Raw genomic sequence first — 14773 nt, forward strand, 5'->3', positions numbered from 1 at the left:
ACCTGTGGGAGCGGGCTCGTCCCGCGATAGGGCCGGCACATTCAGCAAAAAATCTCCCTGGCAACCAGCCACAGCCTCGCTACCTTGAGCACAGGAAGATGTTCAAGGAGAAAGCATGGATCGCCCTCATTCCAGCCTGTTGCGCCGTGGCCGTTTTTCCGAGCCCGGCAGAATCTATCTGCTCACCACCGTCACGCGCTCCCGCCAGCCTTTTTTCCAGTTTCTGCGTCCGGCACGTGCAGTCGTCCAGCAACTGCGTCACGCCGAAGAGGAACAGTCATGTCGCTCTCTGGCCTGGGTTGTGATGCCGGATCATCTCCACTGGCTGATCGAGTTGCGCACTGGGACGCTAGGGGCGTTGATGCGCAGGTTCAAGTCCAGGACCAGTCATGCGCTTTACCAGACAGGTGGGGGTACAGGGCGGATCTGGCAGCCTGGGAACCAGGACAGGGCTATCCGCAGGGAGGAGGATGTTCAGGCCGTGGCGCGTTACATCGTTTCCAACCCGCTGCGTGCGGGGCTGGTTGGGAGTGTGCGGGAGTATTCGCACTGGGATGCTGTTTGGTTGTAAGTGCCGGCCCTATCGCGGGACGAGCCCGCTCCCACAGGTAACCACCCTCCTAAAGACCGGTGGAGCACCTGTGGGAGCGGGCTCGTCCCGCGATAGGGCCCGGCAAATCACCTCAACAATAGAGATATAAGATAACATTCCAAAATCAACTCAACTTCAGCTAAAGCCCCATGCCATCCACTCCACCCTCTTCCCGCCTGCACAGCATCGACGCCCTGCGCGGCCTGGTCATCTTGTTCATGCTACTGGACCACGTGCGCGAAACCTTCTTCCTGCATCGCCAGGTCAGCGACCCGATGACCATCGACGCCACCGAACCCGCGCTGTTCGCCAGCCGCACACTCGCTCATCTGTGTGCCCCGGTGTTCGTCCTGCTGACCGGCTTGAGCGCCTGGCTCTACGGCGAAAAGCACCAGGGCCTGGGCGATGTCTCGGCGTTCCTGTTCAAGCGCGGGCTGTTCCTGGTGGTGCTGGAGTTCACCCTGGTCAACTTCGCCTGGACCTTCCAGCTGCCGCCCAGCGTGATCTACCTGCAAGTGATCTGGGCGATCGGCCTGAGCATGATCGTCCTGTCGCTGCTGGTGTGGCTGCCGCGCCCGTTGCTGATGGCCCTGGGTGTAATCATCATCGCCGGCCACAACCTGCTCGACGGCCTGCACTTTGCCCCCGGTACGCTGCTGCACGCACCCTGGGCGATTCTGCATGATCGCGGCTGGCTCGAGGTATCGCAGAACCTGCGCCTGCGGACCTCCTATCCACTGCTGCCCTGGATCGGCGTGATCGCCGTGGGCTATGCATTGGGGCCATGGTTCGCGCGTGGCAGCGATACCGCCAAGCGCCAGCGTCAGTTGCTGTTCGCCGGTAGCGCTGCGCTGGTGGGTTTCGTCGCGCTGCGTCTGCTCAACGGCTACGGCGAGGCCCAGTGGCAGCTCTACCCCGCTCTGACGCAGACCCTGATGAGCCTGCTCAACATCACCAAGTACCCACCGTCGCTGCTGTTCCTGCTGCTGACCCTGGGTGTCGGCCTGTTGCTGCTGCGAGCCTTCGAACGCGCCGGCCAGGCACGCTGGATCGGCGTGCTGACCGTGTTCGGCAGTGCACCGATGTTCTTCTACCTGCTGCACCTTTACGCACTGAAAGCCCTCTACCTGGCCAGCGTCGGCCTGTTCGGGCACAACCAGGGCGAGTACTTCGGTTTCGATAGCGTGGCCGCAGTGTGGCTGGTTGCAGCGTTGCTGGCCGCCGCCCTGTACTGGCCGGTGCGGCAGTTCGCCGGATTCAAGGCCCGCCGCCGAGACATTCGCTGGCTCAAGTATCTGTGAGCGAAAGCGCCCGAATCGTTTACCATCGCCGCTCCCAACGACGGAAAACCCCGAGATGAACAGGATGATTCAGTTCGTGGTGGTGGTCGTGCTCTGCACGGCCATCGGCACGCTCTGCGAACACTTTGGCGTGAACCAGTACCTCAAATGGCTGCTGATGGCGTTGCCCGCGATCGTCTGGGTGCGCTTGCGCAATCCGATGAAGGACTGATCCCGGGCGACCCAGGGCTCAGTAGTTCGAACGGTCGTAGCCCGATCCGTCGGTTGCGCGGATGAACGCGTCGTAGTAACTGACCAGGTTGCTGCCCTTTTCATAAAGGACGGTGGCAAAGTCGCTCGGTGCGACATTGCCCTGTTCCCAGAACCGGTTCATGTCACCGGAAAGCAGGTAGGGCAGGTACTCTTCGTTGACGGTATCGCTGTGAAGATGCGAGCGGCCGAAGTACAGCGCCGAGATCAGGGCAATCTGATCCTCGGCCTCCAGGTTCGATAGAAACGCCTGGGCGTCTTCGGACGAAGCGAAGGGCAGAACTGGCACGATGCCACCAATCAAGTGGTCGATATGCATGGAGGTCTCCTTGGTCGGTACGGCCCGTATTAACCGAGCGCAACAGGCCCCACGTCAAAAACGCCGTGTTGAGCCGCTACCTGGCAGCGCAGGACACTTGCCCACGACCTTTCCCACACTGCCGTGCCTGCGGGCCTTGCAGTAAACTCACTTCCCTCGAACCTCCAGAGCCACCCCCATGCCTCGCCTGCCGAAACTGCTGCTGCCCTTGCTGTTGCTCGCCACCCTCGCCGCCTGCGACCAGAAACCCACCCGCGAAGAGCGGATCCTGGCCAACCTGCCGTTGCAGGAAGCCTACGACCACAACATCGAGCGCATGGCCCAACTGCTGGCGATGACCCACCCGCAGGTGCCGCAGGACAAGATCAAGGACGTGCTGCGCAAGCACCTTACCGTCGACGACCAGCGCAAGGACCTGTTCAAGCTCTACAGCGAGAAGAACTTCAGCGATGCCGAGTTCGACACCATCGTTGCAGCCACCCAGGACCCACAGAAAGCCCGGCAGTTGGGCGAGAGCGAGGAAGGCAAGCGCCTGAGCGAGAAACTGACCGGTTTGATGCGCGCCACAGCGCAGGACAAACACGTACAGGCATTGGCTGAAGAGCGCATGCAGCAGGTGGAAGACGAACTGTCGGAGCTGAGCGCACCCGGCAAATGAAATCCGCCAGCGGCCCGTTCGTTTCGCCCCGTAGCTGACTGCACGCATTCCGAGTAATGTTGCGCAAATCGACTTCCCAGTGAGTTCCGGATTGCCACACGCCAAGAAAGGCCTGCGCCTGGACCTGCGCACGCTCATCCTCCTGTTGTCGACACTCACCGCCGTGGTGATGCTGCTGACCAGCTACTTCGCCAGCTATCGGGTGCAGCGACAACTGCTGATCGATCACTCCCTGGAATCGAACTTGGTATATGCAGCCAAGCTGGCCTCGATCACCCAACTGTTCCTGGAGGGCGCGCTCAAGCAGCTCGCGTTCAGTGCCGACACCAGCGGAGGGACGCTTGACGACACGGCCCGCCTGCAACGCGAAAGTGAACGCCTGCTGGCCCAGAGCAATGCCTTCAACTCCACCTTCTTCGTCGACAGCGAAGGTGTCCTGCGGGCGATCTCGCCCGCGCCCCTGCGCACCATGCTCGGACAACACCTGGAAACGCCGGGGTCACTGGAAGCGCTGCGTGAGCGCCGGGCGCTGATCTCGACGCCGTTCATTTCCAAGGCCAACAACCTGGTGGTGGTCGCCTCGCAGCCGATCTTCGCCAAGGACGGGCGCTACCTGGGTTATGTCGGCGGCAGCCTCTATCTGCGCCAGCACAACATCTTCAACAGCCTGCTGGGCGAACATTTCTATCAGGATGGCTCCTACCTCTACGTGGTCGATCATAACCGCCGCCTGCTCTATCATCCCGACGCCGAACGGGTGGGCACGGTGGTGAATGACAACCCGCTGATCAATCAATTGCACCAAAAGCGCAGCGGCACCCAACAGTTCACCAACAGCCTGGGCAAGGAAATGATCGCAGGCTTCGCCACGGTGCCGATCAGCGGCTGGGGCATCGTCGCCCAGCAGCCGCTGGCACAGACCGTGCAACCGTCGCAGCGGCTGATCCTCAACGTGGTCGGCATTTCCGTACCGCTTGCCCTGCTCGGCGGCCTTGCCCTGTGGTGGCTCGCGCTGACCATCACCCGACCACTCTGGCAATTGGCTGCCGGCGCCCGCAGCCTGGACAAGGCCGACACCCAAGAGCGCATCCATGCCGTGCGTGCCTGGTATTTCGAGGCCGCCGAGCTCAAGCGCGCCCTGCTGTTCGGGTTGAACCTGTTGCAGGAGCGCATCGGGCGCCTGAACCGGGATGTACAGACCGACCCGCTCACCGGCCTTGGCAACCGTCGCCACCTGGACCTGAGCTTGTCGCTGCTGCAGGCCGATAACCGCAGCTTCTGCGTCATCGTCCTGGATATCGATCACTTCAAGCGAGTCAACGACCAGCATGGCCACGACATCGGCGACCAGGTACTGCGCTCGCTGGCCGAGCTGATGCGCACCTGTTGCCGCGAAGGCGATGTGCTGTGCCGCATCGGCGGCGAGGAGTTCCTCATGCTGCTGCCCGGTGCCAGCCTGGACGTGGCAATGAATGTCGCCGAACGCCTGCGCCGGATCGTCGCCGAAACACCGATCGCCCCGGTGGGTACGGTGACCATCTCGCTGGGGGTCGCGCATTGTGCAAGCGACGAACAAGATCCGGCGCTGGCCCTGAATCAGGCCGACCGCGCCCTCTACGTCGCCAAGCGCAGCGGCCGCAACCGCGTGGAAGCGAGCCAGGCCTGATCGCGCGGATCGCTTGCCGTCATGCCGCTGTCCAAGCTGACCGTACCCCTTCAGGAAATGTCCCATGCCGCGCCTCGGTTTCGCTTGCCAGTACCGCCATCCTCACCGCGACCAATCGATCAAGACGCTGGAGGCCTTCGAACGCGCCTTCAATCCGCGCACCACCACGCTGCGATGGCTGTCTGGCGCGACCCAGGAAGCGGCACGTGCCAAGTTGCTGGAGCTGGTGGAGCACAACCTCGATGCCCAACTGCGCCTGCTCGACTATGTGGCCGAGCTGCCGCCGATGTTGCACATGATGCGCCTGTCCAGCGACCTGTTGCCGCTGTACAGCCACCCCGAGGTGGCCGCCTTCTACCGCGACCCACCCGTCCAGGCGATGCTGGAGCAACGTTTCGCGCGCATCGGCGATTTCGCCCGAGCGCACGACATCCGACTGTCGTTCCATCCCGGCCAGTACTGCGTGCTCGGCTCGGACCGCCCCGAAGTGGTCGAGAACAGCCTGGCCGAGTTCGAGTACCACGCCGACATGATCCGCATGATGGGCTACGGCCGGCGCTTCCAGGACTTCAAGTGCAATATCCATATCGCCGGTCGCCTGGGTGCAGCGGGCGTGCGCGCCGTCTGGCCGCGACTGTCGCAGGAGGCGCGTAATGTCATCACGTTCGAGAACGACGAAAAGACCTATGGCGTGGACGATTGCCTGGCCCTGGCCGACCTTGCGCCTGTGGTGCTCGACATCCATCACTGCTGGATCCATGAAAATGACTACATCGACCCGCACGACCCGCGGGTTGCGCGGATCATCGACAGCTGGCGCGGCGTGCGGCCGACCATGCACTACTCGCAACCACCCGAGCGCCTGCAGGAACTGGGCTTTTGCGCCGGGGAAAAACTGACGATCAACATGCTGCTCAAGCAGGTCAGCAAGCGCGATCTCTACCAGCACAGCGAACGTATGTGGAACGACTGGACCAATCGCTATGCCCTGCAGTTCATCGAGCGCTTCGACATCATGTTCGAGGCCAAGCACAAGAACCTGGCCACGCTGGATTTCTTCGAGCGCTATATTCAAGCACCCCAGTGACTGCGACCTCCGGTCGATCCATCCGCACATCGACACTGCGCCAAAGCCTTAACAAGGGTAAACCTTTGGACAGGAGATCGACCATGATCGGCAAACGCATACACGCAAGCCTCTTCGCATTGTGTCTGGCCACGGCCGCCCCACTGGCGCTGGCAGCCACCGACATGAACGACCAGCGCGCACCGGGTCAACAGCCCCACGGCAGCGGCACCATGCAGGACAACGGCAGTGGCACTGGCACCGGCAGTGGCTCCGGCACGCCGGGTGACGGCATGGGCTCCGGCAGCGGTGGAACCGATCGCAACGATACCAATGGCACTGGCGGCGACGGCACTCGCAGCGGCTCGACCAGTGGCGGTACCGGCGGCGGCATCGGCGGAGGGGGTTCCGGTGGATCTGGGGGTTCCGGATCGGGCGGCAGCGGCAGCTAGCGCTTTCGCCGCCTGCAGCTCGAAAACCGCAAACCAGCGCAATCCATGTGTAGCTCATGTGGGAGCTTCATGTGGTAGCAACTGTCTTGTTCGAAATCTGAAGACCAGCCCAATCCCTGAGGGAGCGGCGGTTCGGCGCTCCGACTTGTCCCGCGATCACCGGCAGAGCCGGTGCCATGCACCGCGGTGTGCTTTTCGCAGGCAAGTCGCGGCACCGGATCACCGCCACCAGGGCCTGCGCTGGTCTTCAAGGCAATGGCTCGTACAAGGCCCGCTGCACAGCTATGACCTGCCCTCATACCCTCTTGATTTCTTCTCCCTACTGCCTCCCCGCGCCGGCCTGATAAAAATCCTCACGACTGGCGACCGCCAGCACTGCTCGCCCAAAAACAACAAAGAGCGTCGCACCATGCCTGCATTGCAGATATCCCTTCGCCCTTGTTGCGTGCCGAGCACCTGATTTCGCGCCTCGCGCGGCAGGCGCCGCCGAGGCTTCGTTCATCCAGTGAGAGATCGAGGTTTTGTCATGAAGCAACTTGCCCTGTACATCGGCGAAGGTTTTGAAGGTCCCGGCGTCAACGCCGCGCACATCAACATCATGATGGGGCCACGCAACGGCCCGGCCGGCCAGGCCTTCGCCAACAGCCTGGCGTCCCCGAGCCAGGGCCACTGCCCGTTCATGGTCATCGCCCAGCCGAACATCCCGGTCAAACCCATGACCCTGTACGTCAACAAGGCGGTGATCGCCGGCGACCTGCACGCCAACGCCACCTGGGGCGCGTCCCAGGCCGGTATCGCCAAGGCGGTCACCGAAGCCTTGCTCGATGGCACCCTGCCGGCCGAAGCCGAGGATGAATGGGCCATCGTCACCGCCAACTGGGTCAACCCGGCCTGCGACGATCTCGATGCCGTCTACCTGAACAACTACAACGCCTGCCGCACCGCGATCCGCGCCGCCCTCCAGGGCCTGCCGGCGCGTGCGCAGCTGGCCGATGTGGTCAATCAGATCGCCAACCCCTTCTACACCCCGAAAGCCTGAGGTCCGACCATGCAATACATCCGTCTGGGCCACTCCGGCCTGCAGGTTTCCAAGCTGTGCCTCGGCACCATGAACATGGGCACCCCGCAGTGGAAGCCGTGGATCTTCGACGAAGCGGCCAGCGAGCCAATCGTGCGCCACGCGCTGGACAAAGGGGTCAATTTCATCGACCTGGCCGACTTCTATTCCGCCGGCGTCGGCGAGGAAGTGGTCGGGCGTATCCTCAAGCGCCTGGTACGGCGTGACGACGTGGTAGTGACGACGAAGGTCGGTTACGGCACACGCAGCGGCATCAACGCCAGTGGCCATTCGCGCAAGCACATCCTCGACGGCATCGACGCCTCGCTGCAGCGCGCCGGCATGGATTACTTCGACGTCTACATGCTGCATTTCTTCGACGTGAACACCCCCGTCGAAGAAACCATGGAAGCGCTCAACGATATCGTCCGCGCCGGCAAGGCCCGTTACATCGGAGTCTCGACCATGCTCACCGGGCAACTGGCGAAAATTCTCCTGGCCTGCGAGCGCCATGGTTGGGCCAAGCCGATCAACATGCAGTTGCAGCTCAACTGCGCCTACCGCGAAGAAGAACGCGAGATGATTCCGTTCTGCCGCGATCAGGGCCTGGGCGTCTCGGTGTTCAGTCCGCTGGCCCGCGGCCTGCTGACTGGGGACGCACAGTCGACCCGCAACCAGACCGACTTCTTCACCCAGCAGATGTACAGCGACGAAGCCTCGTTCGCCATCGCCCGTTCGGTACAGCGCGTGGCCCAGCGTCACGGCGTGTCCAACGCCCAGGTGGCCCAGGCCTGGGTCCTGCAACACCCGGGCGTGGACAGCATGCTGGTCGGCGCCGACTCCACCGCGCAATTCGACAGCGCCCTCGCGGCCCTGGACATGCGCCTGGACGAAGAAGACTTGTATGAACTGGAGCGCAACTACACGCCCTGCGACCTGATCAACGACTACACCGCCGGCAAGCGCATCCTGCGCGTCGGTCGTCCGCCACGTGGCGACTTCGCGATCCAGGAGGCGGTGGCATGAGTACGTTGCTCAAGGCGGGTCACTACATCGACGGGCAATGGCTCAGTGGCGCTGCCACCTATCCAGTGCTCAACCCGGCCACCGGTGAAACCCTCGCCCAGGTGCCGCGCGGCGGCGCCGAGGAAACCCAGGCGGCCATCGCTGCTGCCGAACGCGCCCTGCCCGCCTGGCGAGGCAAGCTGGCCAAGGAGCGTGCGCAGATCCTGCGCCGTTGGTCTGAGCTGATGCTCGAGCAGCGCGACGCCCTCGCCACCCTGCTAAGCCGCGAGCAAGGCAAGCCGCTGGCCGAAGCCAAGGGCGAAGTGGCCTATGCAGCAAGCTTTCTCGAATGGTTCGCCGAGGAAGGTCGACGCGTGTACGGTGACGTCATTCCTACCCCCAAGGCCGACGCGCGGGTGCTGGTGACCAAGGAGCCAATCGGTGTGGTGGCGGCGATCACGCCATGGAACTTCCCGCTGGCGATGGTCACCCGCAAGGTCGGCCCGGCCCTGGCGGCCGGCTGCACGCTGATCCTCAAGCCCTCCGAAGAGACGCCACTGTCGGCCTTCGCCCTGGCGCTGCTGGCCGAACAGGCCGGCGTACCGGCAGGTGTGTTCAACATCGTTTCCGGCGACGCCCCGGCCATCGGTGGCGCCCTGCAGGCCTCCACGGTGGTGCGCAAGCTGTCGTTCACAGGCTCCACCCGCACTGGCAAGCTGCTGATGCGCCAGGCCGCCGACACTTTGAAAAAGGTGTCGCTGGAACTGGGCGGCAATGCCCCGTTCATCGTCTTCGACGATGCCGACCTCGACGCCGCCGTGCGCGGAGCGATGGCCTCGAAGTTCCGCAATACCGGGCAGACCTGCGTATGCGTCAACCGCTTCTATATCCAGGACGGTGTGTACGAAGCCTTCACCCACAAGCTCGCCGAAGCCGTGCAGGCCTTGCGCGTCGGTGAGGCGCTGCAGGGCGAGACCGAGCAAGGGCCGCTGATCAACGCTGCGGCCCTGGCCAAGGTCGAGCAGCACGTGGGCGATGCCCTGGAGCACGGCGCACGCCTGCTCTGTGGTGGCCGTCGGCATGCGCTGGGCGGCACCTTCTACGAGCCGACGGTGCTGGCCGAAGCCACTACAGAGATGCTGATCGCCAACGAGGAGACCTTCGGCCCGGTGGCTGCCTGCTTCCGTTTCCAGGATGAAGCCCAGGTCCTGCGCCTGGCCAACGACACGCCCTATGGGCTGTCGGCGTACTTCTACAGCCGCGACATCGGCCGTGTCTGGCGCATGGCCGAGGGCCTGGAGGCCGGGATCGTCGGCGTCAACGAAGGGATCATCTCCACCGAGGTGGCGCCGTTTGGTGGCATCAAGGAGTCGGGCATGGGCCGCGAAGGCTCCAGGTACGGCCTGGAGGATTACCTGGAGATCAAGTACGTGCTGATGGGTGGGCTAAACAGCTGATCCAGCCCTGTAGACGCGGCCTTGTGCCGCGTCTACACGTATCGCGCGCGACTCAGAGCAACGCCCCTGACCCAAACAATAACAACGAGGTGTCAACATGACGGGACAGACAATCAAGATCGACGACCTGCCGATCGGACGTTTTCATATCAAGATCGCCGGTCTGACCTTCGGCGCGCATTTCACCGACGGCTATATCCTCGGCCTGATCGGCATCGCCTTTACCCTGATCAATCCGCAGATGCAGTTGAGCCCGTTCTGGCAAGGACTGATCGGCGCCTCGGCGCTGCTCGGGCTGTTTCTGGGCAGCCTGTTCTTCGGCTGGATCTCCGACCGATTGGGGCGGCAGAAAATTTTCCTGATCAGTTTCGTGCTGATCACCCTCGCCTCGGTGATGCAGTTCTTCGTCGAGACGGCGACGCAGCTGTTCCTCTGCAGGGTATTGATCGGCATCGGGCTTGGCGGCGACTTCAGCGTCGGCCACGCCATGCTCGCCGAGTTCTCGCCACGCAAGCACCGTGGCGTGCTGCTGGGCTCGTTCAGCGTCATCTGGACCTTCGGCTATGTCGCCGCGACTTTCGTCGGCACCGCCCTGCTGCCGCTGGGCGACGACGCCTGGCGCTGGATGCTGGCGTCCTCGGCCATTCCGGCAGCCATGATTCTCATCGCCCGCATCGGCACGCCGGAATCGCCACGCTGGCTGATGCACCAGGGCCGCGCCGAGGAAGCCCGGGCCATCGTGCGCAAGCACCTGGGTGCCAACGTGGTGCTCGACGACGAAATCGCCCGCCCCAGCCACAGCGGTTTCGCCGCGCTGTTCAGCCGTGAGTACCGCAAGCGCACAGCGTTCAACTGCCTGTTCTTCATCTGCATCGTCATGCCTTACTTCGCCATCTACACCTTCCTGCCGGCGATCCTGCAGAAGATGGGGCTGGCCGAAGGCTTCGGCACCGAGATGATGCTCAATGCCCTGCTGATCGTCGGCGCGCTGCTGGGGATCTGGTGCACCATCAAGTTCAGCCGCCGAGGCTTTCTGATCAACAGCTTCCTGATCCTGGCGGCGGCGCTGTTCCTGCTGGTGCTGATGCCGAGCAGCATGGCCTGGGCGATGGTGGCGCTGTTCGGGCTGTTCACCCTGGTGCTGTCGGCGGTGAGCAACTTGGTCGGGGTGTACCCGGCCGAGAGCTTCCCCACCGAAGTGCGCGCCAGCGGCATCGGCTTGGCCACTGCCGCAAGCCGGCTGGGATCGGCGATCAGTACCTTCCTGCTGCCGGTGAGCGTGGCAGGGATCGGCCTGAACCCGACCATGGCGATCCTCGCCGGGATCCTGCTGTTCGGGGCGCTGGTGTCGATGGCCTGGGCACCGGAGACCAAGAGCCTGTCGTTGGCCGAGGCCTGTCGAGGCGAGGAGAACCCGGCGCCTGCGGGCAAGGTGGCGGCGGTCTGATCGGACAGTGTTGCTTCTTCGCGGGCAAGCCCGCGAAGAAGACGCCGCAATCTCAAGGATTGCTCACCACTGCCAGCCAATCGGCAAAGCGCTCCACCTTGGACAACCCGCGCTTGTCGCCCGGTACCTCCAGCCAATAGCCATAAGGCCCGATCACCTCCACCGGGGTGATCGGCACAAGGCTGCCGCTGGCCAATTCGCGCTCGATCATCTGCCGGTCGATCACCGCCAGGCCGCCGCCGGCCAGCGCGGTATGGATCACCTGGTCCAGGGTGCTGAACTCGATACCGCTGTCGGCATCGACATCGCTGCGCCCGGTGGCCGCCAGCCAGTTCTCCCACACCCGCAGGCGGCGGCCTTCATGGAGAATGTGCAGCAGCGGGTGATCGCGCAGGCACGGCTCGCGGCCGTCCTGGAACAGCTCGGGGCTGGCCACGGCGATGTGCCGTTCCATCACCAGCAGGCGGCGGTTGCCCGTGCCCTCGCCTTCGCGGCTGAACAGGATGCGGCAATCGAGCTCGCCGGGGTGTTCCTCGTCGCGTTGGCTGGTGACGCTGAGGCTGATGTCCGGGTAGCGCTGCATGAAACCGCGCAGGCGTGGCGACAGCCAGCGGGTGGCCCAGGTCGGTGGCGCGAGGATGCGCAGACGCTGGCGCAGATTGGGCACGCGCACCGCCTCCAGCGCCCGCTCGATGCGATCGAAGGCCTCGCCCAGGTGCGGGGCCAGGGCGTTGCCGGCGTCGGTCAGGGTCAAGCCGCGCGGCCCCCGAACGAACAGCACCACGCCCAGGTAATCCTCCAGCTGCTTGATCTGTCGGCTGATGGCGCCCTGGGTGACGTTCAGCGCATCGGCGGCGCGATTGAAGCTGCGGTGGCGGGCAACTTCCTCGAAGACCTTGAGCATGTTCAAAGGCGGCAGGGTGCGCATGGTGGGGCTCTGCTGATCGTTGTTTTTGTAGGGCGATTCTACAGGCGCGCGACTGCCTGCAAACATGCATTTTTCTCGGGTTACCGCTGCGTAATGCTCGTTTGTGCCGGGGCACGGGCGTTGGATAGGGTCGCCCCAATCGCGGGACAAGTCGCAGCGGCGAACCGCCGCCCCCACAGATACAGCGGTGCGCTCATGTACGGCGCGGTACATGTGGGAGCGGGCTTGTCCCGCGATCGGGCTGCACAGCGGCCCCAATAACGACAAGAAACCACCAAAGGTGCCTCCACCCATGCCCGCACTTCCGTTGCGTCACACCCTGCTTCCCGCCCTGCTGACCCTCAGCGCCGCCGCCCACGCCGTGCCGATCACCGAGAACCTCGACGTCGGCGGTGCGATCCGCGCACGCTTCGACCACGACCCCGACCGCAAGATCGACAAGGCCGGCCTGGACACCATCATGCTGCGCGCCAACTACGATTCGGACAGCTGGATCGGCGCCGTGCGCTACCGCTTCTATGGCAAGGCCTACCCCTACCAGTACACCGACAAGGTCGGCGACATCCAGTTCGCCGAGTACGCCTGGGTCGGCTACAAGTTCGACGAGAACCGCCAGGTCCAGGTCGGCCTGAACAAGATCCCCTTCGGCCTGCAGCCGTACTTCGGCAGCACCTTCTACGAGACCCTCGGCAACGTGATTGGCCTGGAGGACGTCGAGGCGGTGGGCGCCAAGTACATCCACCAGCAAGGCGACTGGAACCTGCAACTGGGTCTCTACGGACGCCCCGCCTGGCCTGGCCGCGGCACCAGCAACGGCACCACCTACTCCAGCGTGGTGACCTCAGCCGACGACTATGTCGCCAACGGCAGCCGCAACCAGGAGCGCCAGATCGCCGTGGCGCGCCTGGCGCGCTCGTTCAAGCTCGGCGACTGGCAATCGGAGGCCGGCATCTCGGGCCTGACCTCGCGCCTGGAAAACCGCGACACCCACGACGACGGCCGGCGCAATGTGATCGGCGTGCACTACCTGGGCAAGAACGGCCCCTGGGGCGTGCAAATGCTTGCCGCGCGCCAGCAGATGTCGCCACGCAACCCGGACAACAGCGAGCGAGTGACCTTCGGTGGCTACGACGGCACCTACAACGTCGCCAGTCGCGGTAACCTGTACGTCGGCGACCTCAGCTACAGCGTGCCCGGCACCTTTCTCGGCGACTGGGTCAGCGGAGTCACGCTGTATGGCAACTACAGCCGCTTCGACAAGTCCGCCAGCGGCTTCGACAGCTCCGAACGCTTCATCCTCGGCACCTCGTTCTCGGTGCGCAGCTTCTACATCGCGGTGGAGTGGCTCAACGGACGCAACGACCCGTACATCGGCGGCAGCAGCTACACCGAAAGCCTCGCCCAGGGCGGCACCGACCATTGGGAGAACCAGCTGTACATGAACATCGGCTATTACTTCTGAAACCCCGGGCCGCTGTGCGGCCCCACTCCCACCAGGAGACCCGGCGAGTGAAACGCAAGATCCCGGCACTCAACGCCCTCAAAGCCTTCGAGGTGGCCGGCAGCACCGGCAGCTTCACCCGCGCCGCCGAACTGCTCAATGTCACCCAGAGCGCGGTCAGCCGCCAGGTGCGGCAGCTTGAAGAGCAGCTTGGCGAATCGCTGTTGCAGCGCCGCCACCATCACCTGCAGCTCACCGACGCCGGGCGTACGCTGCTCAATGCACTGCAGCAATCGTTCGACCGCATCGAGCTGACCGTACGCGGCATCCAGCAACGCCAGCACCCCACGCGCATCCGCCTCAACGCCCCGCCAACCTTTGCCAGCCGCTGGCTGCTGCCGCGCCTTGGGCGCCTGCGCGAGGCGTGTCCGGGCCTGGAGGTGACGCTGACTACCCAACTGCATGACAACCTCGCGGAAATCGCCACGCTCGACTGCGCGATCCGTTTCGGCAATGGCGAATGGGATGGCCTGGACAGTTCACTGCTGATGCACGAACGGCACATCGCGGTGTGCTCGCCCTCGCTGCTGGCACAGCAGGAGGAGCGCCGAGTCGACCTGCACCATATGACCTTGCTGCATGTCCTGGCCCGCGAGGACCAACGCTTCCTGACCTGGCGCCACTGGCTGGACGCCGCCAGGATCCAGGGCGTGGACCTGCGTGGCGGCTATGAATTCGACCTGCTGGACATGGCCATCCGCGCCGCCATCGACGGGCTCGGCATCACCATCGCCGACCGGCAGATGGTCGCCAGGGAGCTGGCTGCCGGGCAACTGGTGCAGGTGCTGGACGTGCAGGTCGACGGCCACCAGTCGTACTGGTTCGTGACCCGACCGGACCAGCAACTGCCCGCGCATGTGGAGCAGTTTCGCGAGTGGCTGATGCAGGAGGTGTGGCTGGCCGAGCGCAACCTGGGTGGGCCATCGGAGGTGGCGGTCTGCGAATAGGCGCCGCCGCCATCGCGGGGCAAGTCGCGGCGCCGAACCGCCTACAACAGCCCCGCAACTTCTGAATACTGCTCCAGTTACCTGTTGAGCAACTGTCTTGCTCAAAAATCCAAGGCCTGCCCAGTCCC

Annotated in this window: 15 protein-coding genes; 13 read left to right on the plus strand and 2 right to left on the minus strand. The window is 64.1% G+C overall.

The genetic code is table 11. The features are described from left to right. Positions 1-115 precede the first annotated feature (115 nt). The 3 genes from APH44_RS28165 to APH44_RS29990 all read left to right on the plus strand — a co-directional run bounded on the left by APH44_RS28165 (position 116) and on the right by APH44_RS29990 (position 2104). On the plus strand, positions 116-571 hold the full coding sequence (locus APH44_RS28165) for a transposase (RefSeq protein ID WP_054895583.1): 456 nt from the start codon (positions 116-118) through the stop codon (positions 569-571). A 170-nt stretch (positions 572-741) separates the two neighbouring features. Further along, positions 742-1893, plus strand: coding sequence for a DUF1624 domain-containing protein (locus APH44_RS28170; RefSeq protein WP_054895584.1), 1152 nt, complete (start codon positions 742-744; stop codon positions 1891-1893). A 55-nt stretch (positions 1894-1948) separates the two neighbouring features. Beyond that, positions 1949-2104, plus strand: coding sequence for a hypothetical protein (locus APH44_RS29990; RefSeq protein ID WP_153773843.1), 156 nt, complete (start codon positions 1949-1951; stop codon positions 2102-2104). 18 nt (positions 2105-2122) lie between these two features. On the opposite strand, the gene APH44_RS28175 is transcribed toward APH44_RS29990, so the two are convergent. Then, the gene (locus tag APH44_RS28175; protein WP_054895585.1) at positions 2123-2461 is read right to left on the minus strand and encodes a hypothetical protein; all 339 of its coding nucleotides are present in this window, start codon (positions 2459-2461) and stop codon (positions 2123-2125) included. Positions 2462-2639: 178 nt separating this feature from the next. On the opposite strand from APH44_RS28175, the gene APH44_RS28180 reads away from it, so the two are divergent. From APH44_RS28180 to APH44_RS28215, 8 genes are all read left to right on the plus strand, one after another. Beyond that, on the plus strand, positions 2640-3119 hold the full coding sequence (locus APH44_RS28180; RefSeq protein ID WP_054895586.1) for a hypothetical protein: 480 nt from the start codon (positions 2640-2642) through the stop codon (positions 3117-3119). Positions 3120-3210: 91 nt separating this feature from the next. Continuing rightward, a complete protein-coding gene (locus APH44_RS28185; protein ID WP_054895587.1) occupies positions 3211-4785 on the plus strand; it encodes a diguanylate cyclase in 1575 nt (524 codons plus the stop codon). Positions 4786-4849: 64 nt separating this feature from the next. Beyond that, a complete protein-coding gene (gene uvsE / locus APH44_RS28190) occupies positions 4850-5872 on the plus strand; it encodes a UV DNA damage repair endonuclease UvsE (RefSeq protein ID WP_054895588.1) in 1023 nt (340 codons plus the stop codon). Between the two features lie 83 nt (positions 5873-5955). Continuing rightward, complete coding sequence (locus APH44_RS28195; RefSeq protein ID WP_054895589.1) at positions 5956-6303, plus strand: hypothetical protein; 348 nt, start codon at positions 5956-5958, stop codon at positions 6301-6303. A 526-nt stretch (positions 6304-6829) separates the two neighbouring features. Then, on the plus strand, positions 6830-7342 hold the full coding sequence (gene fae, locus APH44_RS28200; RefSeq protein WP_054895590.1) for a formaldehyde-activating enzyme: 513 nt from the start codon (positions 6830-6832) through the stop codon (positions 7340-7342). A 9-nt stretch (positions 7343-7351) separates the two neighbouring features. Beyond that, positions 7352-8386, plus strand: a complete 1035-nt coding sequence (locus APH44_RS28205) for an aldo/keto reductase (RefSeq protein WP_054895591.1) — start codon at positions 7352-7354, stop codon at positions 8384-8386. After that, positions 8383-9822 (plus strand): NAD-dependent succinate-semialdehyde dehydrogenase, encoded by a 1440-nt coding sequence (locus APH44_RS28210; RefSeq protein ID WP_054895592.1) that lies wholly within the window; start codon positions 8383-8385, stop codon positions 9820-9822. Before APH44_RS28205 ends, APH44_RS28210 begins: the two co-directional genes overlap by 4 nt. A 97-nt stretch (positions 9823-9919) precedes the next feature. Next, on the plus strand, positions 9920-11269 hold the full coding sequence (locus tag APH44_RS28215; RefSeq protein WP_054895593.1) for an MFS transporter: 1350 nt from the start codon (positions 9920-9922) through the stop codon (positions 11267-11269). Between the two features lie 52 nt (positions 11270-11321). Here APH44_RS28215 and APH44_RS28220 read toward each other — a convergent pair whose 3' ends face one another. Continuing rightward, positions 11322-12197, minus strand: coding sequence for a LysR substrate-binding domain-containing protein (locus APH44_RS28220; protein WP_054895596.1), 876 nt, complete (start codon positions 12195-12197; stop codon positions 11322-11324). Between the two features lie 292 nt (positions 12198-12489). Here APH44_RS28220 and APH44_RS28225 point away from each other — a divergent pair, with 292 nt between their 5' ends. Further along, positions 12490-13659 carry a porin gene (locus APH44_RS28225; protein WP_054895594.1) on the plus strand — a complete coding sequence of 390 codons (1170 nt, stop codon included), beginning with the start codon at positions 12490-12492 and terminating at the stop codon, positions 13657-13659. 47 nt (positions 13660-13706) lie between these two features. Beyond that, positions 13707-14645, plus strand: a complete 939-nt coding sequence (locus tag APH44_RS28230) for a LysR substrate-binding domain-containing protein (RefSeq protein WP_054895595.1) — start codon at positions 13707-13709, stop codon at positions 14643-14645. The last annotated feature ends 128 nt before the right edge of the window (positions 14646-14773 follow it).

It is taken from the genome of Pseudomonas sp. NBRC 111143 (assembly GCF_001320965.1).
In the GTDB taxonomy this organism is placed as follows: Bacteria; Pseudomonadota; Gammaproteobacteria; order Pseudomonadales; family Pseudomonadaceae; genus Aquipseudomonas; species Aquipseudomonas machongensis.

Bases quoted from the DNA above. Each gene is read 5' to 3' on its own strand.
- uvsE (WP_054895588.1), top strand. From the start codon at position 4,850: ATGCCGCGCCTCGGTTTCGCTTGCCAGTACCGCCATCCTCACCGCGAC.
- APH44_RS28215 (WP_054895593.1), top strand. From the start codon at position 9,920: ATGACGGGACAGACAATCAAGATCGACGACCTGCCGATCGGACGTTTT.
- APH44_RS28195 (WP_054895589.1), top strand. From the start codon at position 5,956: ATGATCGGCAAACGCATACACGCAAGCCTCTTCGCATTGTGTCTGGCC.
- APH44_RS29990 (WP_153773843.1), top strand. From the start codon at position 1,949: ATGAACAGGATGATTCAGTTCGTGGTGGTGGTCGTGCTCTGCACGGCC.
- APH44_RS28225 (WP_054895594.1), top strand. From the start codon at position 12,490: ATGCCCGCACTTCCGTTGCGTCACACCCTGCTTCCCGCCCTGCTGACC.
- APH44_RS28180 (WP_054895586.1), top strand. From the start codon at position 2,640: ATGCCTCGCCTGCCGAAACTGCTGCTGCCCTTGCTGTTGCTCGCCACC.
- APH44_RS28220 (WP_054895596.1), bottom strand. From the start codon at position 12,197: ATGCGCACCCTGCCGCCTTTGAACATGCTCAAGGTCTTCGAGGAAGTT.
- fae (WP_054895590.1), top strand. From the start codon at position 6,830: ATGAAGCAACTTGCCCTGTACATCGGCGAAGGTTTTGAAGGTCCCGGC.
- APH44_RS28205 (WP_054895591.1), top strand. From the start codon at position 7,352: ATGCAATACATCCGTCTGGGCCACTCCGGCCTGCAGGTTTCCAAGCTG.
- APH44_RS28210 (WP_054895592.1), top strand. From the start codon at position 8,383: ATGAGTACGTTGCTCAAGGCGGGTCACTACATCGACGGGCAATGGCTC.
- APH44_RS28175 (WP_054895585.1), bottom strand. From the start codon at position 2,461: ATGCATATCGACCACTTGATTGGTGGCATCGTGCCAGTTCTGCCCTTC.
- APH44_RS28165 (WP_054895583.1), top strand. From the start codon at position 116: ATGGATCGCCCTCATTCCAGCCTGTTGCGCCGTGGCCGTTTTTCCGAG.
- APH44_RS28170 (WP_054895584.1), top strand. From the start codon at position 742: ATGCCATCCACTCCACCCTCTTCCCGCCTGCACAGCATCGACGCCCTG.